The following is a 20444-nucleotide window of genomic DNA, read 5'->3' as shown; positions in this document are numbered from 1 at the left end:
TTGGGAGGAGGAACACGCCATGAGACTGAAAAGCGTTTTGGTTGCAGCATTGCTGCTCGCCCCGACGGCCGCGCTGGCCGCACCGGGCATCGTCACCGTCTCGACCGGCCTGCGCGCCGGTCCGGGTTCGGGCTTTCCCCTGGTCGATCGCATCCCCGAGGGTGCCCGCGTCAACATCCATGGCTGCCTGCGCGGCAATGCCTGGTGCGACGTGAGCTTCTCGGACGATCGCGGCTGGGTGTCGTCGCAATATCTCGAATATCTCTACCGCAATCATTACGTCTATCTCCCCGATTATGTCGACGAGATCGACGTGCCCGTCGTCCCCTTCGTGCTGACCTCGTACTGGTCGAGCTATTATGAGGGGCGGCCGTGGTATCGCCGCCACGCCTACTGGAATAGTTACTGGACCTCGCACCAGCGCCTCGCGACACGGATGACGATCGATCCGCGTGCGGCCCGCATCGGCCGCGCGGCGACGCGCGATACCGCGGTCGCGCTGGGACGTGAGGGTGTGCACGCCAGGGCTAGTGCCAGGAGCGATGCCGCGGTCTCCGGGCGCGACGCCGCAACCACACGCCATGATGCCGCCATCGGCAGACGCGACGCGGCGGTGACGACGGACCGGGCTCGCGCCGGGCGAAGCGAGCGCTTCGCGCATGAGCGGGCCAATATGCCGAGCCGCAATCCGCGCGATGCGCAGGCGCGCATGATGCATGAGCAGGCGGCGGGCCGCGCCGCGGTGCATGCGCAGCCGATGGCACGCGCGCATGAAGCGCCGCGCGTGTCGGCGGCGCCGTCGGCCCGGCCGGCGATGCCGCACGTGGCTCAGCCGAACGTCAGTCATGGCGCGCCGATGAATGCCCATGCGCAGATGCCGGCGCCGCGCGCGGCAGCGCCTGCGATGCCGCATGCCGGCGGCGGCGGTGCCCCGCACATCAATGCTGCTCCTGCTCCGCATGGCGGTGGCGCGCCGGCCGGCGGCCCCGGTGGCGGTCATCAAAAGCATTAGCATTGCGACGAAAGCCCGGCCCTCGCGCCGGGCTTTCCGTTTGGATTGGGGCGAGTTCCCTGCGCGTACAATTTAAGAAAGTTCTTCGCGGGCAGATTTCATCGATCGTAAGATGTGTACCCAAAGATGTCGGCATCCACTCGGGGCAGCGGGGCACGGGAGGATGACGATGAGACAGAGCCAGGCGGAAACGCGCCGCCAAAATGTCGCGAAGCGTTCGATGACCAAGGAGGCCAAGCAGCTGGCCGGCCTGATCGCCGGACTGCGCAAATCCCTTGACGGGATTCACAAGGAGCGGGCGAGCTCCAAGCTCACTGGCGCCGAAATCGGCATGCTCGACGAGCGTCGCAACAATCTGCTGCTCACCATCGCAGCCCTGGATGATCGCCTCTCGGCGGTGCAGGGGCTGATCGATCTCGGCCGCCCTCACGTGATCCGCGTGCACTGAGCGGATTGCAGGCGCTTAGCGGTTCCGTCGCGGCGGCGATGGGCCCGGGCCCGGCTGGCGATTTTGCATAGCATAGGGATTGGCGTAGCACTGGGCGGACTGCCCGGATGCGGTCGCCGCGCATTGTGCCATCGACATGAAACTGCAAGCGATGGAACTGCCGTCGAGGGTATAGACCTCGATGCAGACCGGATAACGCGGATCGTAGGTCTGCGCCTCGGCCGGCAATCCCGCGCCAAGCAGGCTCACGACAAGCAAGCTCGCGACAAGCAGAATCGCGTTTTTGACGCCTGACATGATCAACCTTCTTCGTTCAGGCAGGACCCAGGCACAATGCTGCCGTGGTTGGCACCAAATTGCCACGCTCCCGGCGAATTGCCGCCAAAGCCCGCTGCCACGAGGGGAACGGGTGGCAGGGCAACGCAAGGGGATGCGCATTGGCCTATAAGATGGTCGCAGAACGCGACAACGAAAAGTGCAGTTTTGCCCGCGAGAGCCGGTTGTTGATCGTGGCGAAGGCGAAGGTGTGGGCGAGCGAGGGATGGCAGGTTGTCATCACCGACCAGGACGGCAAGTCGTATACTCCGCCCGAATTCGATCAGTTGTTGGCGGCGTGACCGCGCGACGGGGCTAGGGGACCAGTCTTGATTTCGCTATTCCGACTGGGGCGCGAGATGATCGCGCCCTTGATGACTCTCGCAGCCGCTGCGGCACTGACGGCGACAGTCGCGTCCGCACAGAATCTCGACGCCGGCAAACCGCCCGCAAAACTCTTCGCGGACGGCTGCGCGACCTGTCACCGCAGCCCGCGGGGATTGGCGAAGGGACGCTTCAGCGTGACTCTCGCCTGGTTCCTGAAGGACCATTACGCAACCAGCCCGGACTCCGCCAAGGCGCTCGCTGCCTATCTGCAGTCCGTCGATGAACCGCCGCCAAGCGCCGCGGGCAAGCATCGCGCAAAGCCTTCCAGGTTGGTGTCGCGTCCGCCAAAGCCGGTTCAGAGCCCGTAGCCCGGCTGGAGTGCGCTAGATGCGCCGATAGGTCTGCGCGATCAGACGATCGTGCACGGCGCGAAGGTCGGCGTTCATCCGCGTTTGTCCCGTCGTGACATAGGACAGCCAGGCGCCGTCGGCGGCGAGGCGGACGACATGGAGCTCGGGTGTTGCGTCAGTCGCGCGATGGCGCCTCAGGCGCGCCTTCATCCAGTCGTTCCAGAGCCGGCGCAATGACGGATCGGTGACGACGACCATGCTCAGCGCGGCCCAGGGCGTTGCGAAGCCGAACGCCTTGCCGGTGAACACCGCATTGACATAGGCCCGCGTGAAGCTGCCGCGCGCCTTGGGATCGGCCTCGATGGCGGCGTCGATCTCGGCATCGACGCGGGAGAGGAGGTCGGCGAACAGCCCCTCGATCAGCGCCTGCTTGCTGCCGAAATGATGAAACAGCCCGCCCTTGGTGACGCCGGCCGCCGCCGCCACCGCCTGCACAGTGACGCCCGGCACGCCATGGTCCATGGCGATCGCCGCAGCGCAGTCGAGCAGGGCGCGCCGCACCTGCTCGGGCTGCTTGGCGCGGGTGTAGGCGCTTTCCGCCATCAATGCACCGTGGTCTCCGAGAACAGGTTGATGACCACGACCCCCGATACGATCAGCGCGATGCCGACAAAGGCCGCGGCATCCAGCATCTGGCGGAACAGCACGAACGAGACGGTGGCGGTCAGGATGATGCCGACGCCGCCCCAGATCGCATAGGCGATGCTGAGGGGAATGACCCGGATCGCCACCGACAGCGCGTAGAACGAGGCCACGTAGAACAGCACCATGGCCAGCGTCGGCCAGGGTCGCGTGAACTGCGCGGACTGCTGGAGGAAGGCGGACGCCGTGACCTCGAACACGATGGCGAGGGCAAGCGCTGCGTAGGCATTGAAGGCGGAGGTCATGGGCAATCGGGTGGTTTCCGGTCGAAAGATACCGCGCGGTAGGTATGTTTAGCACGCGGGACGTAGCTTTTGGCTGCACGACTTATCACGTGTGAGTGACGCGCCTGCGACAGGCGTGGATCACGGCACGAAGCCGCCGCACGGTGATCGTGCGGCGGCTTCGGATGGTCGTAGCGGCTCCGGCTCGCGCTAGTTGATCCGCACGGAGAGTTCGACGTCGTCGGCAAAGGCCGTGGACATGTAGCCGCTGCCGGACCTGCGCACGCGTGCGAGGTAGTCGGGGCTGAAGTCGGCATTGTCGGCGACGACGATCGCGCCCGGCCTGAGATGGCCTTCGACCAGATCCAGGATCTCCGGGTAGAGCGCCTTGGCGCCGTCGAGCAGCACGAGATCGATCGTCTCGGGCAGATCCGTGCGAAGCGTCTTCAGCGCATCGCCCTCGCGGATTTCGACGAGATCGATCAGCCCGCCGGCCGACAGGTTCTCCCGTGCCCGCGCAGCCTTGGAGGGCTCGAACTCGCTGGTGATGAGGCGGCCGCCGCCATTGTCGCGCAAGCCCGCGGCAAGGTGCAGGGTCGAGAGTCCGAACGAGGTGCCGAACTCGACGATCGCCTTGGCGCGGGAGCTGCGCGTCAGCATGTAGAGCAGCATGCCGGTCTCGCGCGACACCGCGAGCGGTGCGTCCTTCAGCCGGCCATAGAGCTCGGCGTAATCGGTCTTGCTCCGCATCATCCGCGCCCGGTCGGCATCAGACAGGTCGGCGAAAGCGGCTTGCGTCGTGCCGCTTGCGGCGTCGGCCTCGAGGAACAGGCGGTCCAGCAGCGGCGCAAGCGATGTGATGATCGGGGTGGTCATTCGAGGTCTCCGGGATCGGTGGGAAAGCGCATGCTTGCGCGGCGCCTGAAATACGACTAATTCGTCGCATTTCCTATTCGCATTGCCCGGGCATGTCATGGCCGATCGTCGAAGCCGTTCAGTTTCCTCACGAAAACAGCCACAACAGGCCCGTTCCAACGAGCTCGTGGCGGCCATTCTGGATGCCGCTGTTCAGGTCCTGGCGAAGGAAGGGGCGCAGCGTTTCACCACGGCGCGGGTGGCGGAGCGGGCCGGGGTGAGCGTCGGGTCGCTCTACCAATACTTTCCGAACAAGGCGGCGATCCTGTTTCGCCTTCAGAGCGACGAGTGGCGGCGCACGAGCGAAATGCTGCGCGGCATTCTCGAAGACCGGGCGAGGCCACCTCTGGCGCGGCTGCGTGCGCTGGTCCATGCCTTCATCCGCTCCGAGTGCGAGGAGGCTGCGATCCGCACGGCGCTCAGCGATGCCGCGCCGCTCTATCGCGACGCGCCCGAGGCGCAGGACGCGCGGGCCGCGGGCGAGGGCATCGTCGCGGCCTTCATGCGGGAGGCGCTGCCCAAGGCCTCGGATGCGACGCGTATCCTCGCTGGCGCGCTGATCAAGACGACATTGAGCGAGGTCGGCAAGCGGTTTTCGGAGACACTGCGCAGCGAGGCGGAGATCGCGCATCATGCCGACGGGCTGGCCGACATGTTCTGCGCCTATCTCGCGGAGCTCGCACGCGGCCGGGATCATTCCTGACATCCGCATTTGCGGACCAATATCGTTTCGGAGTCCGGGGCATGATGGGTTAGCCTCGCATCGTCCTTCGTCCAGTCCGAGCGCCGCCATGCATGTCCTCCGTCCCCAATTCCGCATCGAGGAGCAGCGCGCGCTGGAATTTGCCGGGGAGCGCGGCTTCGGTATGATCGTGGCGGCGGATGAGCGCGGACCACGCGCCTCGCACGTGCCGTTCGTGCTGCATCGGCGCGAGGGGCGCGCGATCGTACAGATTCACTTTACGGCGAAGAATCCGCTGGTCGCGCTGGCGGATGGCTCGCGGCGCTTCCTGCTGATCGTTGCCGGCGACGACGCCTACATCTCGAACGACTGGTATGCTTCGCGCGACAACGTCTCGACCTGGCTCTACGAGGCCGTGCACCTGTCGGGCGTGGCGCAGTTGCGCGGGCTCGATGAGAACCGCGGACATGGCGATGCGCTGCTGGCGGTCTCCGAGGCGCGGCTTCCGAAACAGCCCTGGGACCTCGCTCAGATGGAAGGTGGCAAGCGCGAGAGCATGCTGGCTACGATCCGCGTCGTCGATCTCGTGGTGGACCAGATCGAGGGACAGGCCAAGCTCAATCAGCACAAACCCGATGCGGACCATGTCGCGGTGGCAAACCGGCTGGCGCGGTCGGAGGAGAGCGGACACCGGCGGCTGGCACGGAAGATGCGGGCGCTGCGGCCGGAGCTCGGGTATGAGGTCCCATAGCTTGCCACATCCAGCTTTTGACCGTACGGACCTCCGCATGCTCGTGATCTCCATTCAAAGTCAGGTGGTCCACGGCCATGTCGGCAACAGCGCGGCCGCCTATGCCATGCAGGCGGAGGGCGTGAACGTCGCGGCGGTGCCGACGACGCTGCTGTCGAACCATCCGCGCTATCCGACCCTGCGCGGACGTGTGCTGGAGACCGAGCTCGTCGCCGATCTCCTGATGGGCGTCGAGGAGCGCGGTCTCGTCGATGAGGCGGCCGTGCTCGTCACCGGCTATCTCGGCTCGGTCGGCAATGCCGCTGTGATCGCCGATTTTGTCGAGCGGGCGCTCACGCGCAATTCGAAGCTGGTCTATCTCTGCGATCCCGTGATCGGCGACGATGGCCGCGTCTATGTCGCCGACGGCATTCTGGATGTGGTGCAACACCGGCTGCTGCCGGCCGCGAAGATCGCCACGCCGAACCAGTTCGAGCTCGAACTGCTGTCGGGCATCACGATTGCGGATGCGAAAGGCCTGCGCGCGGCATGTGCGGCGCTCGCAGGGACCGGCCGCATCGACGTCGTCGCCACCGGCTGCGCGCTCGCCGACACGCCGGCGGGGCAGGTAGAGACGATCTTGTGCGCGGACGGGCAATTGTCGCGCTTTGCGACGCCGCGTCTGCCGATCCGTCCCTACGGCACCGGCGATCTCCTCACCGGCCTGATCGCGGCGCATCTGGCCAAGGGCCAAGCGATGGAGGCAGCGGTGCGGCTCGCCGTCGACACCATCTTTGCGGTGCTGGTGCGCACGCAGGAATCCGGCACTGCCGAGATGCGTCTCGTGCCGCTGCCGATTCCGGAGCCCAAATCGTAACGGATCAGGTCGTGCGCTTGCCGGCGGATTGCGCCGACTTCTGCGGCTTGGCCGGGCTCTTCTGCTCGCGCGCAGCATGCGCCTTCGACTTCGACGGCTTGGTGCTGGCCACAGCCCGCGCCTTCTTGGACCTGGTGTTCGCGGCTTCCTTGCGGTCGCTCGCGCCGCCACGCTTCGAGATGTACTCCTTGCCGTCGATCGGGCCGACATGCGGCGGATCGCGGTCGAGATAGGGCCGGCCGATGCCGAGCGCCTTGCCGTTGGCGTCGACCCACTTCCACAGGATTTCAGTGGAGACCCAGCGCTGCGCGCGATTGTTGCCCTGGGTGCTGACGATGTCGGCCGCCATGCCGTGGCCGTAGCCGCCGCGCGTGCTGCCGCCGTGGTAGGAGCGGTCGGAGGCGGCCTTCAGGCCGCTCGCGATCGACTGGCGATAGTCGTCGCGGAACGCACTGGTGATGCCGGGGGAGAGGCCGGCGGCTTCGGCGGCGAGCAGCGCGCGGAACAGTTTTCGCTTGAAGCTCTTGTCCATGCCGCCGATGACATAGTCCATCATCGACATGCCGGCGTGCTCGGCCGCCTTCGGGTCCTTCCAGCCGAAATCCTCGTCGACCAGCTTGGTGAAGCTGCGCATCACGGTGACCGTCTTCCCCCTGCGCTTGATGGTGACGGCGCGGCGCTCCTGCACCTTGATGGAGTCTTCCTTGGGCGTGCGCTGGTAGAGGGTCCAGAGATAGCGGTCGATGCAGACATCGATGACGAAGCATTCGTCGAGCACGGCGACGGTGTCGGCCGGCGGCGATGCCTTGCTTGGCGCCGGGGCGGGACCGCCCGCAATTTCCGCGGGCGACGGTTCGTCGGTGGTCACGATCTCGGTGGGATCGGCGGATGCAATCTTGACGGGCTCCGGCGCCGGTGCAGGCGGAGCCTCGCTGACCACGGGCTCCGGTTCAGGCGAAATCTGCGGGGTGGGCGGCGGTTCCGCCGGCAGGATCAGCGCCGGATCAGCCGAAGCGAGCTTGACGGCGGGGGCGGGCTCCGCGGGCGCCGCTGCTTCCGCGATTTGTGGGGCCACCGCGGCGGCCGCTGCGATGTCGGCCGTCAGCGCGATGCCATCCTCAATGGTGGCTGCGCGCGGAACATCGGCGAGTTCGAGACGAGTAAGATCTTTCGTACGGGACACCGAGGCCGCGTCGGCGCCGCTGTTCTCGATGAGCGCCGGAGCGTAGGCGGAGAGGGAGAGCGCCAGCCAGCCGACCATCACGGCCGAAGGGCACGCGACAGCCACAAGAAGAGACCGCCGATCGTTCATGATCCCTGCCTCCAAACGGTTCTGTTCAAAACCCGTCTTGTCCGAACAGTCTTGATGCAAACAGTCTTGCACGGAAAGGCATGTAGCAGCGTCGATTGTTCGGGGGACGATGTGGCGGCGCAATGGCGCAAATGGCCTAGTTTGGGCTTTTCGCGTGGGTGTTGCACAACAGCAACGCGGGTTCCATCGCGGTTCCAGGGCTGGGACACCGGAAAAGGTCCGCAAATTCAAGGTTCTTTGTCGACAAATTGAAGGGGCTGGATTTACTCAATCTTGGATTGATCACGTGCATCTCTCCCACGCCGGCAACGTCCGGTAGAGTTGGGAAGGATGCAATAGTGAAATTGAGATCCACGCTGGCCGCTTTCGCCGCCGATGAATCCGGCGCCACCGCAATCGAATACGGCCTGATCGCAGCGGGCATCGCGCTCGCCATCATCGAAGTGATTTATGCACTCGGGACCAATCTCGTCGCAAAGCTGCAAGCGCTGGCAACGGCCTTGAAATAGGGCGTTACGCGGACTCCCTTCGTCATTGCGCTCGCAAATGACGAAGCGGAGGATGCGCGGCGTTTTGCCCGGGCGCCTTGCGGCAACCTTGTTGTCGCAGGTGCGTTGATCGGTCATGACGCATTCCTCGCTTCGTCCCATGGACGCCTTCGATCCCACCGAGCCCGCCATCCTGCACGATCGCGTTTCCGGCGCGATCATCACCTGGACCGCCGATCAGGCCGACGATTATCGCCGGGCCAGCCGGTTGCGCGGCGATGGAACGGTGGTCTGGAAGGCCTATGTTTTTGACGGCTGGGGCAACGTGATGGGCGGTTGAGCCTTCGGCTAGAAAGGGAACGCGTCCAGGGAGTTGGGCGCGTTAGGCATATCGCCATGCATGGTGCGCGATATTGCGTTGCAGCAATGCATATCGCAATGCAGCAAATCAGGCTTACATGTGCTCCGCACTTCTTCCAGGAGCATCACCATGAACAAGAAGACTTTGTCGATCGCAGTTGCCGCCCTCGCCATCGCGGGCTCGACTGCCACCTTCGCCGGCGAACTGCCGGCCTATGAGGCCAATGGCATTCCGGCGTCGCCGGTGCAGGTGAGCGTGCTCGGCGCCAAGAATGTCGAGCAGCAGGTCGCGGCGCCCGCCACGAGCGTGACGGCGCTCCAGGTCAGCGTCCTGACCCCGCGCAAGGTGAAGACCGCGACCGTGACGACGGGTTCGGCCCGTTAAGTCGACGTCACACCGAGCCGAGAGCTTGGTTCCGAAACTTTCCACGACATCATGGCCGGGCTCGTCCCGGCCATTATTTTTTTGCGCGCGTGATCCATCGCACGTTGCGTGTCGATGCGCTCACTGAGAATTCGTCGGCGGAAAAGTTCTTCGCAACATGCGCGTTGTGTACCGCCGTTCAAAACGAGTGTGATCTCTTTAATAGTTGCTTTGCAGGTCGCGGTGCTTGATGCGGGCGCTGCTCATTGGCGGCCAAGAATCGTTTTCATAATGGAGTTTGTCATGCCTGTTGCGCAGAAAGCCGTTATTGCCACCGCTTCGCCGCGTGCGTTCATTCTCAAGCATCTCGCCTTGTTCGCAGCCGCCGCTCTGTTCGTGTTCGTGCTGAGCCTGACCTACGGGCTCGATCTCAGCCCCGGGTTTTTCTAAAGCCTGCTGCGCATTGTTCGATGAACGCAGGCTCGATGGCGATCTCCCGTAGAGCTCGGCGAAGTCGGCGTTGAAGCGGCGTCGCGCCGATATGGCGCTCGAACAACCGCGCCAGATGGCGCGAGGAGATTCCGAGCCGCATTGCGAGCGTCACCACCGAGTCCTCGTCGAGCGCGCCGCGGCGCGTGACAGCCTAGAAGCGCGCTGATCCGGGCTGCGAAGCATCGCATCATGGCTGCGTGCCAGCCCTGCAGCCACGTGGGTTGAGCATCGCGGCACCCTGACATAAGGCATGCGCCATGGATCAGCGGACGAGCGGCGCTGACGCTCTCACTCACAACAATGATGCGACACCGGCGCTGCTCGGCGTCGTCTGCGGCCTGTCGGCAGCGCTGTTCTGGGCGCTGGGCTTTGCCGGCACGCGGCATGGGCTGAAGGTCGGCTTCACGCCGGTCGATCTGCTCGTGCATCGCTATGTCTGGTCGGGCATCGCGTTCCTCCCGCTGGTGCTGCGCGCCGGAATCTCCGATCTCTGCGGCATCGGCTGGGGCAGGGGCCTTGCGCTGATGGTGCTCGGCGGCCCCGTGATGGCGCTGATCTCCTATGCCGGTTTCATGTTCGTGCCGCTCGGCCATGGCAGCGTGATCCAGCCCTCCTGCGCGACGCTCGGCGGCCTGCTGCTGGCGGCATTGTTCCTCAAAGAGAGGATCTCCGCCTCACGCCTCGTTGGCGCGCTGGTCATCGTCGGCGGGCTCGGCGTGATCGGCGCCGAATCGATCGGCCATATCGGGGCCGACGGGGTGCAGGGCGATCTGATCTTCGTGCTGACCGGGCTGATGTTCGCCGGCTTCGGCGCGCTGCTACGGCACTGGCGCGTCTCCGCGGTCTCCGCCGCGCTGGTCATCAACGTGCTGTCGCTGCTGCTGCTGCCGGTCTACCTCGCCACCGGGGGCCTCGCCAGGCTGGCAGCAATTGGCATCAGCGAGAACGCGATCCAGGCGCTGGCGCAGGGCGTGCTCGCCGGGCCCGCCGCGCTCTATCTCTACGCGGTCTCGGTCCAGCGTCTCGGCGTTGCCCGCGCTGCCGTGTTCCCGGCGATCGTGCCGGCCCTGACGCTGCTGGTCGGCTGGCTGCTGCTCGGCGAGGCCCCGACCACGTTGCAACTGGCGGGACTTGGCACGGTGCTGTGCGGATTTTACCTGGCGCAACGGCAGCGCTGATTCCCGTCGAGGGATCAACCTCCCGTCATCGTGAGGCGGCAATTGGCTGCTAGTGCTTGTGCCCCGCCACCGCCGGCATAGCTATGGGGAACGCGGATTTCCGCGCCGCCCCCTTTCAGGTAAAATCATTGCATGAGCGAGATCGAAACGCTGTTCGGTGTGCTGCGCCAGTCGGTCGACGAGGACGTCGTCGACCTCATCGAGCGCGTAGTGCGGGAGGCGCCGGACCATGCACTCTCCAAGATCAACCCGCTGCATCTGGCCAGCGAGGCCAGCCTCGACGAGGAAGAGGTGATCGGCGGCCTCTTGCGCGCGGTCAACCTCGGCATCCTCGAGATGACCTGGAGCGTGATGTGCCCGAGCTGCGCCGGCGTGCTCTCCGCCAACAAGAGTCTGAAGACCGTCAACAGCGCGCAGTATCACTGCGCGTTCTGCGCGGCGGGCTATGAGACGACGCTGGACAATCTGGTCGAGGTGACCTTCACGGTCAGCCCGCGCGTGCGCAAGATCGCCGCCCACAATGCCGACGAGCTGTCGCTCGCCGAATATTATCGCCAAGTGTTCTGGAGCTCGGCGATCGACCTGCCCACGGATGTCGATGCGCTCATGCGTGAGCTCACGCTCGAAGCCGTCGACCTGCCGCCGGGCGAGCGGGCGATCCTGTCGCTCCAGATTCGAGCGGGCATGCTGATCCTGTTCGATCCGGTGACGCACACGGCGCAGTTCATCGAGGTCAAGGGCGAGGAGACCAGCGAGCGCCAGAACCTCGCGCTGATCTTCAGCAAGGCCGACGTGCCCGTCGACGCGGTCACGCTGCGGCCCGGCGCGCTCAGGCTCACCTTGGAGAACCGCACCGATACGCGCGTGCTGCCGGCGGTGTGGGTCGCGGACGGGCGACTCGATGCCGTCCTGACGCGGCGGAGGCCCAGCCTCACCGCAAAGCGGCTGCTCACCAACCAGACCTTCCGCGATCTCTACCGCACCGAGACGCTCGCCATCGGCCAGCGCCTGAAGATTTTGAGCCTGACCTTCCTGTTCTCCGACCTCAAGGATTCCACCGGCCTCTACGAGCATGTCGGCGACCTCGTCGCCTTCGATCTGGTCAACGAGCATTTCCGGCTGCTCCAGGAGATCATCGCCGCCGAGCGCGGCGCCGTGGTCAAGACCATCGGCGATGCCGTGATGGCGACGTTCGAGACTCCCGACCGGGCGATCGCTGCCGCGATCCGCATGCGCGAGGCCATGAGCGAGCTCGGGGCGCAGCGCCAGCAGCAGGGCCTGCTCTTGAAGATGGGCATCCACGAGGGATCGTGCCTTGCGGTCACGCTCAACGGCCAGCAGGATTATTTCGGCCAGACCGTCAACATCGCCTCGCGCGTCCAGGGCCTCGCCGCCTCGCGCTCAATCGTGGTGACGGAGCAGGTGGTGGAGAATGCCGAGGCGCGCAGCCTGCTTGAGGCCGGCGGCCTCGTCCCGACCCGCCGCAGCGTCGCGCTGAGCGGCATCGCGGAGCGGGTGTCGGTGTACGAGATTCCATAAAGGCCGACGTAGCCCGGATGGAGCGCAAGCGTAATCCCGGGACAGGTGCGGCACCATCCTGGATTGCGCGTTGCGCCATCCGGGCTACGCTGCCCCGATGAGTATCCTCCTCAACATCGACGTTCCCGACGTCGCCGCCGCCACGACCTTCTACACCTCAGCCTTCGGCCTGACGGTTGGCCGCCGCTTCGGCACCGACTTCGTCGAGCTCAACGGCTGGCCGGCGCCGGTGTATCTGCTCAGCAAAGCGGCCGGCACGATCGGCGCGGGCGGTGACCGCCGCCGCTACGAGCGGCACTGGACGCCGCTGCATGTCGACGTCGTCGTCGACGATGTCGATGCCGCGGTCGCGCGTGCGCTCGCAGCCGGCGCGGTGCTGGAGGTGCCTGCGCGCGATGCGCCCTATGGGCGGATCGCGATGCTGGCCGATCCGTTCGGGCACGGGTTTTGTCTCTTGGCGTTCAGCGCCAAGGGATATGACGCGCTGCTCGATGCGGGATCGTAGCGTCGTCGCGAGGCCAGTCCGGCAAAAGTTCGAAAACAACCCCATGCACAGTAGAAAACAACAGGGATTTCAACGCCGAGCAAGGCGTGGATGGCCGGGACGAGCCCGGCCATGACGGCGTGGGGGACAGGCTGCCCAAAGCTCCGATGTCATATGCGATTGACTGGGTCGCGGCATTGAGAGCGGACCGACTTCGGCGATACCGAAATATGGTTTGACCCGTCGGGCAAAACAGGGGCATGATGCCAGGGTGGCGCCGGTGCGACGGGAGCCTCGCCAGGGCCGCGGAGCGACATGCCAGACAAGCAGAAGACAAAACCGCAGAGAAAACTGAGGACGTACCAGACCTCGCTCGGCTTCTACGACCAGGCGGTCGCCGCACCCTCGATGAAGGCGGCGCTTCAGGCCTGGGGCGCGAGCTCCAATCTCTTCCATCAGGGCGTTGCGAAGGAGACCGACGACCCCGATGTCGTCGCGGCGACGATGGCAAGTCCCGGCGTCGTGCTGAGACGCCCGGTCGGCTCGGACGATCCGTTCACCGAGAACGCGCAGCTGCCGACCGATCTCGCCGACGACGAGGCCAAGCCCAAACGCAGGCCCAAACGCAAGCCCAAGGCGGAGTCGAAGAAGCGTCCCGTCAGGACCGCACACAAGATATCGCGCAAGGCCGACGACGAGGCCGCGCGCAAGGCCGCCGCGGCGTTTGAGAAAGAGGAGCGGCGGCGCGAAGCCGAGCGCCGCAAGGAGGAGGCGGCCCACGCCAAGGCGCGTGCGCGCCGGGACAAGGCCGTCGCCGCGGCCGAAGCGGCACTGGAGGAGGCGAGGCGGGTGCACGCAGCGCGCATCGAGGCGATCGAGGCCGAGCGCGCCGCAATCGACGAGCGCGCTGAGGCCGAGCAGACCCGCTGGGACAAGCAAAGGCGGAAGCTGGAGGACGCGCTGCGCCGCGCGCGCGAGTAGGCGGGCACGGATGGTGGGGCGTATGTGGCCCAACGATTTGGGCACCGAAGGTTCCACAGCGTCATGGCCGGGCTCGTCCCGGCCATCCACGCCTTGCCGGCACAAAGCCGGCACAAAGAACGTGGATGCCCGGGACAAGCCCGGGCATGACGGACAGATTGTATCTCTGTGCACCGAACTCTCCCCGCCGTCATTCCGGGGCGGCGCGCAGCGCCGAGCCCGGAATCCATAACCACAGGACGTCGAGACGGGCACGCCGATAGTGACGGGTCATCCCTTCCGCTCGTGGCTATGGATTCCGGGCTCGCGACTTCGTCGCGCCCCGGAATGACGGCGGAGAGAGACGCGGTCGCTTCCACATCGTCATGGCCGGGCTTGTCCCGGGCATGTCGGTCTTCTCGTCAATGTTCTTGTGCGACCCGCCCGCCGCGGCTTGGGAGCAAATCCTTTACCATCGCGGCCGGTCGCGGGCGCGGCGGTGGAACATTAGGAGTTTTGCGAAAAACTCTGCGCTAGGTTCCGGTCCGGAATTTGCGGCCGCGTCAGATGCCTCGTCCGGCGCTGCCGCGAGCTTACGGGAGCTGTCATGAGCGATCATCGCGCCGCCGTCAGGCATCACACGCTGCGGACCGGCATTGTCGAGTTCGACAACGGCGCCGGCAGCGTCATCAGCGTGCCCTGCACGATCCGCGATGTCTCCGGCACCGGCGCGCGCCTGCAGCTCAACAGCTCGGCATGGGTGCCGGAGCAGTTTTCGGTGATCTTCTCGAGCGGACTGCGCAAGGCCTGCCGGCTCGCCTGGCGGAAGGAGCGGCTGATCGGCACCGCGTTCGCGGACGGTTATGCGAGCCCGGAGGAGCAGGCCGCCATGATGACCGCGGACGAGCAGTCCCGGCACCGGCTCGGCATCGGCGCGCGTGTGAAAGCCGCACGCGAGAGCCGCGGCTACACCGAAACCCAGCTCGCGGAGCGCATCGGCGTGTCGCCCGCGTTCGTGTTGCAGGCCGAGGCGGGCGAGGCGGACATTCCGCTCTACCAGCTGATGCACATCGCCGATTTGCTGATGGTCAGTCTCGACGGGCTCGTGACAGGGCCTGCGCCCGAGGACGCCGACGCGGCGTGAGGGAGCCGTAGCCCGCATGAGCCACCGGGTCGGCGCAACGCGTCGCCCGATGACAGGCTCCGCGACATCCGGGACCTTTGCCGTGGAACATTTCCCCGGACATCGCTGCGCTCATCCGGGGGAGGCGTGCTCGTCCGGTCGCCGATTCCGGGCAAGCTTCGCATAAGCACGCACTGGGATAGTGGTGTCTACTCTGGGTGAAGGGGAGATTCTGCTATGCCTATCGCGGGGCAAAAACTGGCCTTTGTCATGGCCTCGTCCAACCACGGCACGATGATCGTCAATCGCTTCGACTATCGCATGCTCGCGCCTGACCGCGGCTACGGCGTGGGGTATCAGATCCTGGAGGGGGCGGCCTTCGATCCGCTCGAAGTCAAGGTCGCGCTCGAACTGCTAGCCCTGCGACGAAAGTACCACGGTGACGGAGTGATCGCGATCGACTGCGGCGCGAATATCGGCGTGCACACGATCGAATGGGCCTCGTCGATGACGGGATGGGGCACGGTGCTTGCGGTCGAGGCCCAGGAGCGGATCTTCTACGCGCTGGCCGGCAACATCGCCATCAACAACTGCTTCAATGCGCATGCGGTGCATGCGGCCGTGTCGTCCGAATCCGGCACGATGCAAATTCCGAATCCCAACTATTTCACGCCGTCCAGCTTCGGCAGCCTGGAGCTGCGGCCACGCCCGAGCACCGAATTCATCGGTCAGGCGATCGACTACGCCGAGAACACCGTCATGGTCCGGAAAATGACTCTGGACGAACTCGATTTGCCGCGGGTCGATTTCATCAAGATCGACATCGAGGGCATGGAGATGGAAGCCCTCAGCGGTGCCCAGGCGACGATCAGGAAGTATCGTCCGATCCTGCTGATCGAAAAGATCAAGACGGACACCCGGCAACTCGAGCAATGGCTGAAGGACAACGGCTATCACGCGGTGGCGCTCGGCATCAACATTCTCGCCGTCCATCAGAGCGATGCGAGCTGGAAGGATATCGACCTGCCCCAAAGCACCGGCCAGGCAGCCTGAAGCGCGGCTTGGCAAGTGCGACTGCATAGGATGGGTTTCGCTACGCTCTACCCATCCTATGGGCCTGAGCCCGAGGACGCCGACGCGGCGTAGGGCTTCGCCCGCCGCACGACTTGGTGAATTAGCCGTGCGCCTCCAGGCAGGCGCGGACCTTGTCCGCCTGCGGGCGTGGGACGGCATGGGCGCGCCACTGCTCGCGCGTGGCCCCGGCAGCGGCGAGGCACCGATTGATGTTGCGATCATAGGTCTCGCGGGACATGCGATCGCGCTTGGCCTGGCAGGCGGGGTTGCCGCCGCACTCGTAAAGGGGAGCAGCCCCGGCCGCCGAGATGCCCACCGACAAGACCGTCACGACGAAAGCGGTCATCAACTTGTTCATCTATCCCCCAAAGATACGAATCGTTTTGACCAATGGCCAAACGTCTAGCGTGTCTAATTGGCCCCTGCAATCCAAGGGGGTGCGCCGGTTGAGCCTAGCGCTGGCGCGCTGCCGATGCCCGCGAGGTTGCGGCCCGGATGGGTGCGTGGAGCGGGCGGCGAGCCAGAGCCGACAGCGTTCATTCAACCAAGTTGACAGCGAATTGGCTTGCCTTGCTTTGCAACCTTGAGCACTCTTCCCGCGAAGGAGATCAACGCATGAAGAAAATGACCCTCGCGTGTGCGCTCGGAACGGCCGTGGCGCTGTGCAGCCTGGCAACGACAGGTGTTGAAGCCAGGACGCGAAAGGCTGTCGTCGTCCGCGCACCACAGGAGAGGCTCATCGTGACGGCGCCCGTGCTCCGGCCGACGCCGTGGGACTACTATATCGTTCCGCGCTATCGTTATCGGCCTGAAGACGACCGCGTCGATCCCTATGGCCCGCCGTTCGTGTCGTCATATGTTCGTTATGAGGGATGGCGCTGGCCGTATTGGTGGTAGCGCCCGGCTCTCGTAGGGTGGGCAAAGCGACTTGTCCGCCGTAGCTCGAAGAGCGAAGGCGGAAGCGTGCCCACCATTCCCGTCCGTAGAACTTGCTCGTGGGCACGGCGCAAGTGCGCCTTTGCCCACCCTACGGCACTGCAGCCTGCCTTGCGAGCTCACCAATCCGGATCGCCGTAATAGGGATCCATATAGGGCGGAGGCATCCAGCGGCCTCGCGGCGGCGGCCTGGGCCGCCGGGGCGCGGCGTCTGGTACGTGCGGCCGGGCACGCGCAGCCATATCGCTGTTCACACTGCGCACGACGGGCTTTGCGGCTGTGGACGCCGATGACGCGGTCGGCGGCGTTTGCAACGTCTGGACCTGCGCGGCGAGGCGCGCAGTCTCCGCCGCATCCTTCTCCTGCGCCGCCTTGAGCTGTTGAATGGTGTCGGCCTGCTCGCGCAGGGTCTGCTCGTTGCGGCTTTTCAGTTGCTCGAGCTTGCCGTTGATGCTCGCAAGCTCGCTCGTGATGGCCTTGAGCGATTGCGCGAGATCGGCCGATGACGCCTCAGGCGCCGTAGCGCCGGGCTTGGGGACGCTTTCCGTGTCCTTGGCTTGCGTGTCCTTGGCTGGCGTGTCCTTGGCTTGGGTGTCCTTGGCGACCGGCGGCGCGGGCACCGGGCTCGTCTCATCGGCCGCAGCCAGCAGCATGGCGGGCGGCTGCGCCGGACTTGCCACAGCGGAGGCTTGCGAGGGTGTGCTCGCGGCCGGCGGACTCCATCGTGCCATGATCGACTTGCTGATCGATTTGGCCTCATCGCGATATTGCGAAGCGAAGGCCGCACCGAGAAGGCCGATAGCCAGCACGAGGCCGGCCAGGGCGCGCATCATGGTCCGGTCTCCCTTCAGGCCCCTGGCATTCGGAACGTTGGCATCCGGCGTCGGCGCCTTGTTTGCGGAGGTCGCGGCTGCCGTCGCAGCGGCGCTTGCGTGCGAGGCCCCAGGGCTTTCGCTGTCGCGTTCCATTCCGGAAACCAGCCGGTCCAACCGAGCAAGGTCTTCCTCGGCGCTCTTGATCCGGTCATAGGCCCGCGCCAGCCCGCCGTCGACGCGCGCCTCGTCCGGCTTGGCGGCGTCAGGTTTGGCGTTATCAGGCTTGGCGTTATCCGGCCTGTCGGTCTCAGGTTTGGGGTCGTTCGTCTCAGGCACCGATGCGCTCTCCATCCGGTCGGGCGTCAATGGGAGGCAGTCCGATCGCTGGAAGGATAGGTCTCGCCGTTGTCCGACACAACGCGTGTGCAAAGGTAAAATTATGGCGAGCGCGGGAGCGGGGCGGAATGAGCGTAAGGTGGGTTGGCTCCGCGACTGCGCAAGCGCGGTTCGTAGGATGGGCCGAGCGGAGCGAAGCCCATCAACGTCGAAGATCGTATGATGGGTTTCGCAAGGGTTCTACCCCTGAGGGCTTCCGGCCACGCGGCTCGAAATGCGCAGCCGCTGCTAAAGCGCGATGAGATCAGGCTTGATCGCTGCAACGGGAGGTGCGCTCCCTCTCCCGCTTGCGGGAGAGGGTTGGGGTGAGGGTGCATCCGCAATGGGACACTCTCCTAGAGGAGAAAGCCCTCACCCGGCGCTTCGCGCCGACCCCTCCCGCAAGCGGGCGAGGTGAACCGAGCCTGCGGCACTCGATTCAACCTAACGCCATTCAGCTTTAGTGATGTGTTGCGCGGATTTCGAGCGTCGTCTGGGTGAGCCTGGCCACGAACCCCTCAAAATGCATGACCCTTTGTCTGGTCATTTGTTCATGCAGCTCGGCGATCTCTTGGGATTTGGCGACGAAGGATTCGCACGCCTGTTTCGCGTACGCCATCTGAAGCTCAACGGCCTCGACGGGTGAGCGCGCCGTCGCGAGCCGTCCCAGGAAGGCCCAGGCTTGCTCAAGCGACGTCCTGATGTAGTCGCCATAGGCATCGGCAATCGCCTGCGGGCTGACCTGGGAGGGTTCCCTTGGTGCGACGGGCGCGCTTGCAGCGATCTCTATCCCGGACGGCAAGGTTACAGCCGAGGGAACCTGCGCACCGATCAGTCGGCTCGTCTCTGCCTCTTGCTTGGTCTCTTGCTCGGTCTCTTGCCTGTTTTCTTGCCTGTTCTCTTGCTCGTTCTCTTGCTTATTCTCTTGGCTGATCTCCGCCGAGGCATCCGGCGATGGATGCGCTGCAGTTGCGTGGTGCTCGCCGGCTTTGGTCCGTTGCCCGGCCTTCTTCTTGCCGCCGCGCCGGCCGGATTTTCCCGTTGGCTTATTTTCTACCGAACTCAACATTGCAAATGGCTCCTGAATATCGCTGAAGCCGCCAACCTCCGTCGCGTTTGCGCTGAAATCGCGATTGTGGGTTGTCACTTGCGTGGCGGCCATGTGATGAGATTTGGCCGGATGCCGGCAGTGGGTGGGGTGGGTTACGCCAAGCGGTCTGCGCTACGCGCAGTCCGCAGGGCTGACCCACCCGACAGGTTCCCTCGGTAGTCGAGCGGCCGATGGGGTTCTTGCTAGAAATTATCCGCGTCTGTACCCTACGTTGCAGAAGTGCTTTGGAAGTGGGCCGTTTGAAATGACCGTAATCGAGGGCGTGGCGCCGGAGCAGGGCGCGGAGGCGAAAATGCCGCCGGGCCTGCTGTTCGAAGGCCCGGTGGTCGACGCCAAATTTCGGGATTCCTACATCTCGTTCGCCCTGATGATCGGAGGCACGATCGGGGCGCTGATCTGGGCCTTCACCTACGGCATCGGTTGGGTGGAGATCGCGGTCTTCGCCGGCATGTTCGTGCTGACCACGATGGGGATCGGCTTCATGCATCGCTACTTCGTCCACCGCAGCTACCGCTGCGGTCCGGTGATGCGGACGATCCTCGCCGCGATCGCCACGATGGCGGTGCAGGGCTCGATCCTGAAATGGGTGAGCAACCATCGCCGTCACCATCTCCACTCCGACCGGCCCGGCGACGTCCACAGCCCTTATTATGACGGCTCCGGCAATCGCATCGAGAGTTTTGCAAAGGGGATGGGCCACGCGCAGGGCGGCTGGGTGTGGGACAAGGAGACCACCGACGCCGAATACTACGCCAAGGACATCCTGGCCGACCCGATCGCGATGTTCTTCACAAGGACGCGCTGGTACTGGTACGCGCTCTCCGCGCTGATCATCCCCGCCGCCCTCGGCTACGCCTTTGGCGGCGTGCGCACGATGATCGGCTGCATCCTGTTCTCCGGCCTGTTCCGCAGCTACGTCATGACCATGGCCACCTCGCTGGTCAACTCGGTCTGCCACAGCGACGGCCGCTGGGGCTACCGCCGCTTCGACACCAATGACGGCACCACGAACGAGCTAGTCACCACGATCCTCACCTTCGGCGAAGGCCTGCACAACAACCACCACCGCTTCCCGCGTGACGCGTACCTGTCGCACGCGTGGTACGAGGTGGACATCAACGGGTTGATCATTTTGGGGCTGGGGAAGCTTGGGCTGGTGCAGGATATTTTTTCAGCGGGAAGCAAGACGCGAGGTTCGGACGGCGGAAAGAGTTCGATGCCGGATACGGAAGCAACAGCCTGAAACCCATC

At 65.2% G+C, this 20444-nt stretch carries 27 protein-coding genes; 19 read left to right on the top strand and 8 right to left on the bottom strand.

The genetic code is table 11. The annotated features are described in order from the left end of the window. Positions 1–19: 19 nt before the first annotated feature. Both AAFG16_RS27590 and AAFG16_RS27585 read left to right on the top strand, forming a co-directional pair. On the top strand, positions 20–1012 hold the full coding sequence (locus AAFG16_RS27590) for an SH3 domain-containing protein (protein ID WP_342730338.1): 993 nt from the start codon (positions 20–22) through the stop codon (positions 1010–1012). A gap of 169 nt (positions 1013–1181) precedes the next feature. Beyond that, positions 1182–1460: a hypothetical protein gene (locus AAFG16_RS27585; protein WP_342730336.1), complete on the top strand. Its 279-nt coding sequence runs from the start codon at positions 1182–1184 to the stop codon at positions 1458–1460. Positions 1461–1475: 15 nt separating this feature from the next. Here the strand turns inward: AAFG16_RS27585 and AAFG16_RS27580 are convergent, their stop codons facing one another. Further along, positions 1476–1757, bottom strand: coding sequence for a DUF3551 domain-containing protein (locus AAFG16_RS27580; RefSeq protein ID WP_342730334.1), 282 nt, complete (start codon positions 1755–1757; stop codon positions 1476–1478). 140 nt (positions 1758–1897) lie between these two features. Between AAFG16_RS27580 and AAFG16_RS27575 the strand changes: the two genes are divergently transcribed. Further along, a complete protein-coding gene (locus AAFG16_RS27575; protein ID WP_283079506.1) occupies positions 1898–2077 on the top strand; it encodes a hypothetical protein in 180 nt (59 codons plus the stop codon). 72 nt (positions 2078–2149) lie between these two features. Next, positions 2150–2470, top strand: coding sequence for a hypothetical protein (locus AAFG16_RS27570; protein ID WP_342740984.1), 321 nt, complete (start codon positions 2150–2152; stop codon positions 2468–2470). Between the two features lie 15 nt (positions 2471–2485). Here AAFG16_RS27570 and AAFG16_RS27565 read toward each other — a convergent pair whose 3' ends face one another. From AAFG16_RS27565 to AAFG16_RS27555, 3 genes are all read right to left on the bottom strand, one after another. Then, on the bottom strand, positions 2486–3055 hold the full coding sequence (locus AAFG16_RS27565; protein WP_342740983.1) for a TetR family transcriptional regulator: 570 nt from the start codon (positions 3053–3055) through the stop codon (positions 2486–2488). Then, on the bottom strand, positions 3055–3399 hold the full coding sequence (locus AAFG16_RS27560; RefSeq protein ID WP_283079504.1) for a multidrug efflux SMR transporter: 345 nt from the start codon (positions 3397–3399) through the stop codon (positions 3055–3057). Before AAFG16_RS27560 ends, AAFG16_RS27565 begins: the two co-directional genes overlap by 1 nt. 189 nt (positions 3400–3588) lie before the next feature. After that, positions 3589–4254, bottom strand: a complete 666-nt coding sequence (locus AAFG16_RS27555; protein ID WP_342730332.1) for a class I SAM-dependent methyltransferase — start codon at positions 4252–4254, stop codon at positions 3589–3591. A gap of 97 nt (positions 4255–4351) precedes the next feature. Here AAFG16_RS27555 and AAFG16_RS27550 point away from each other — a divergent pair, with 97 nt between their 5' ends. The 3 genes from AAFG16_RS27550 to pdxY all read left to right on the top strand — a co-directional run bounded on the left by AAFG16_RS27550 (position 4352) and on the right by pdxY (position 6582). Continuing rightward, positions 4352–4996, top strand: a complete 645-nt coding sequence (locus tag AAFG16_RS27550) for a TetR family transcriptional regulator (RefSeq protein ID WP_342730330.1) — start codon at positions 4352–4354, stop codon at positions 4994–4996. Positions 4997–5084: 88 nt separating this feature from the next. Beyond that, positions 5085–5726: an FMN-binding negative transcriptional regulator gene (locus AAFG16_RS27545; protein ID WP_342730328.1), complete on the top strand. Its 642-nt coding sequence runs from the start codon at positions 5085–5087 to the stop codon at positions 5724–5726. A gap of 37 nt (positions 5727–5763) precedes the next feature. Continuing rightward, a complete protein-coding gene (pdxY, locus tag AAFG16_RS27540; protein WP_342730326.1) occupies positions 5764–6582 on the top strand; it encodes a pyridoxal kinase in 819 nt (272 codons plus the stop codon). A gap of 4 nt (positions 6583–6586) precedes the next feature. On the opposite strand, the gene AAFG16_RS27535 is transcribed toward pdxY, so the two are convergent. Further along, positions 6587–7894: a hypothetical protein gene (locus tag AAFG16_RS27535; RefSeq protein WP_283079499.1), complete on the bottom strand. Its 1308-nt coding sequence runs from the start codon at positions 7892–7894 to the stop codon at positions 6587–6589. A 338-nt stretch (positions 7895–8232) separates the two neighbouring features. Here AAFG16_RS27535 and AAFG16_RS27530 point away from each other — a divergent pair, with 338 nt between their 5' ends. The 10 genes from AAFG16_RS27530 (at position 8233) to AAFG16_RS27485 (ending at position 15935) form a co-directional block, all read left to right on the top strand. After that, a complete protein-coding gene (locus AAFG16_RS27530) occupies positions 8233–8403 on the top strand; it encodes a Flp family type IVb pilin (RefSeq protein ID WP_283079498.1) in 171 nt (56 codons plus the stop codon). 139 nt (positions 8404–8542) lie between these two features. Next, complete coding sequence (locus AAFG16_RS27525) at positions 8543–8722, top strand: hypothetical protein (protein ID WP_342730323.1); 180 nt, start codon at positions 8543–8545, stop codon at positions 8720–8722. Positions 8723–8872: 150 nt separating this feature from the next. Further along, positions 8873–9127: a hypothetical protein gene (locus AAFG16_RS27520; protein ID WP_283079496.1), complete on the top strand. Its 255-nt coding sequence runs from the start codon at positions 8873–8875 to the stop codon at positions 9125–9127. A 282-nt stretch (positions 9128–9409) separates the two neighbouring features. After that, on the top strand, positions 9410–9556 hold the full coding sequence (locus AAFG16_RS27515) for a hypothetical protein (protein ID WP_342730320.1): 147 nt from the start codon (positions 9410–9412) through the stop codon (positions 9554–9556). A gap of 299 nt (positions 9557–9855) precedes the next feature. After that, positions 9856–10776 (top strand): DMT family transporter, encoded by a 921-nt coding sequence (locus AAFG16_RS27510; protein ID WP_342730318.1) that lies wholly within the window; start codon positions 9856–9858, stop codon positions 10774–10776. A gap of 132 nt (positions 10777–10908) precedes the next feature. Continuing rightward, the gene (locus AAFG16_RS27505; RefSeq protein ID WP_342730316.1) at positions 10909–12315 is read left to right on the top strand and encodes an adenylate/guanylate cyclase domain-containing protein; all 1407 of its coding nucleotides are present in this window, start codon (positions 10909–10911) and stop codon (positions 12313–12315) included. Between the two features lie 97 nt (positions 12316–12412). Further along, on the top strand, positions 12413–12820 hold the full coding sequence (locus tag AAFG16_RS27500) for a VOC family protein (RefSeq protein ID WP_342730314.1): 408 nt from the start codon (positions 12413–12415) through the stop codon (positions 12818–12820). Between the two features lie 294 nt (positions 12821–13114). Continuing rightward, positions 13115–13780, top strand: a complete 666-nt coding sequence (locus AAFG16_RS27495; RefSeq protein ID WP_342730312.1) for a cell envelope biogenesis protein TolA — start codon at positions 13115–13117, stop codon at positions 13778–13780. A 586-nt stretch (positions 13781–14366) separates the two neighbouring features. Beyond that, on the top strand, positions 14367–14903 hold the full coding sequence (locus AAFG16_RS27490) for a helix-turn-helix transcriptional regulator (RefSeq protein WP_342730310.1): 537 nt from the start codon (positions 14367–14369) through the stop codon (positions 14901–14903). Positions 14904–15119: 216 nt separating this feature from the next. Further along, on the top strand, positions 15120–15935 hold the full coding sequence (locus AAFG16_RS27485) for an FkbM family methyltransferase (RefSeq protein WP_283079489.1): 816 nt from the start codon (positions 15120–15122) through the stop codon (positions 15933–15935). Between the two features lie 121 nt (positions 15936–16056). Here AAFG16_RS27485 and AAFG16_RS27480 read toward each other — a convergent pair whose 3' ends face one another. Continuing rightward, complete coding sequence (locus AAFG16_RS27480) at positions 16057–16314, bottom strand: hypothetical protein (protein WP_283079488.1); 258 nt, start codon at positions 16312–16314, stop codon at positions 16057–16059. A 257-nt stretch (positions 16315–16571) separates the two neighbouring features. On the opposite strand from AAFG16_RS27480, the gene AAFG16_RS27475 reads away from it, so the two are divergent. After that, positions 16572–16853: a hypothetical protein gene (locus tag AAFG16_RS27475; protein WP_283079487.1), complete on the top strand. Its 282-nt coding sequence runs from the start codon at positions 16572–16574 to the stop codon at positions 16851–16853. A 158-nt stretch (positions 16854–17011) separates the two neighbouring features. Here AAFG16_RS27475 and AAFG16_RS27470 read toward each other — a convergent pair whose 3' ends face one another. Both AAFG16_RS27470 and AAFG16_RS27465 read right to left on the bottom strand, forming a co-directional pair. Continuing rightward, entirely contained in the window at positions 17012–18058 is a 1047-nt protein-coding gene (locus AAFG16_RS27470; protein WP_342740982.1) for a hypothetical protein, read from the bottom strand. A gap of 484 nt (positions 18059–18542) precedes the next feature. Continuing rightward, positions 18543–19244, bottom strand: a complete 702-nt coding sequence (locus AAFG16_RS27465; protein ID WP_342730308.1) for a phasin family protein — start codon at positions 19242–19244, stop codon at positions 18543–18545. A 193-nt stretch (positions 19245–19437) separates the two neighbouring features. Here AAFG16_RS27465 and AAFG16_RS27460 point away from each other — a divergent pair, with 193 nt between their 5' ends. Continuing rightward, positions 19438–20436 carry an acyl-CoA desaturase gene (locus tag AAFG16_RS27460; protein WP_342730306.1) on the top strand — a complete coding sequence of 333 codons (999 nt, stop codon included), beginning with the start codon at positions 19438–19440 and terminating at the stop codon, positions 20434–20436. Positions 20437–20444 lie beyond the last annotated feature (8 nt).

This window comes from Bradyrhizobium sp. B117 (assembly GCF_038969555.1).
GTDB lineage: Bacteria > Pseudomonadota > Alphaproteobacteria > Rhizobiales > Xanthobacteraceae > Bradyrhizobium.
This window is presented reverse-complemented; position numbering and strand designations above follow the sequence as displayed.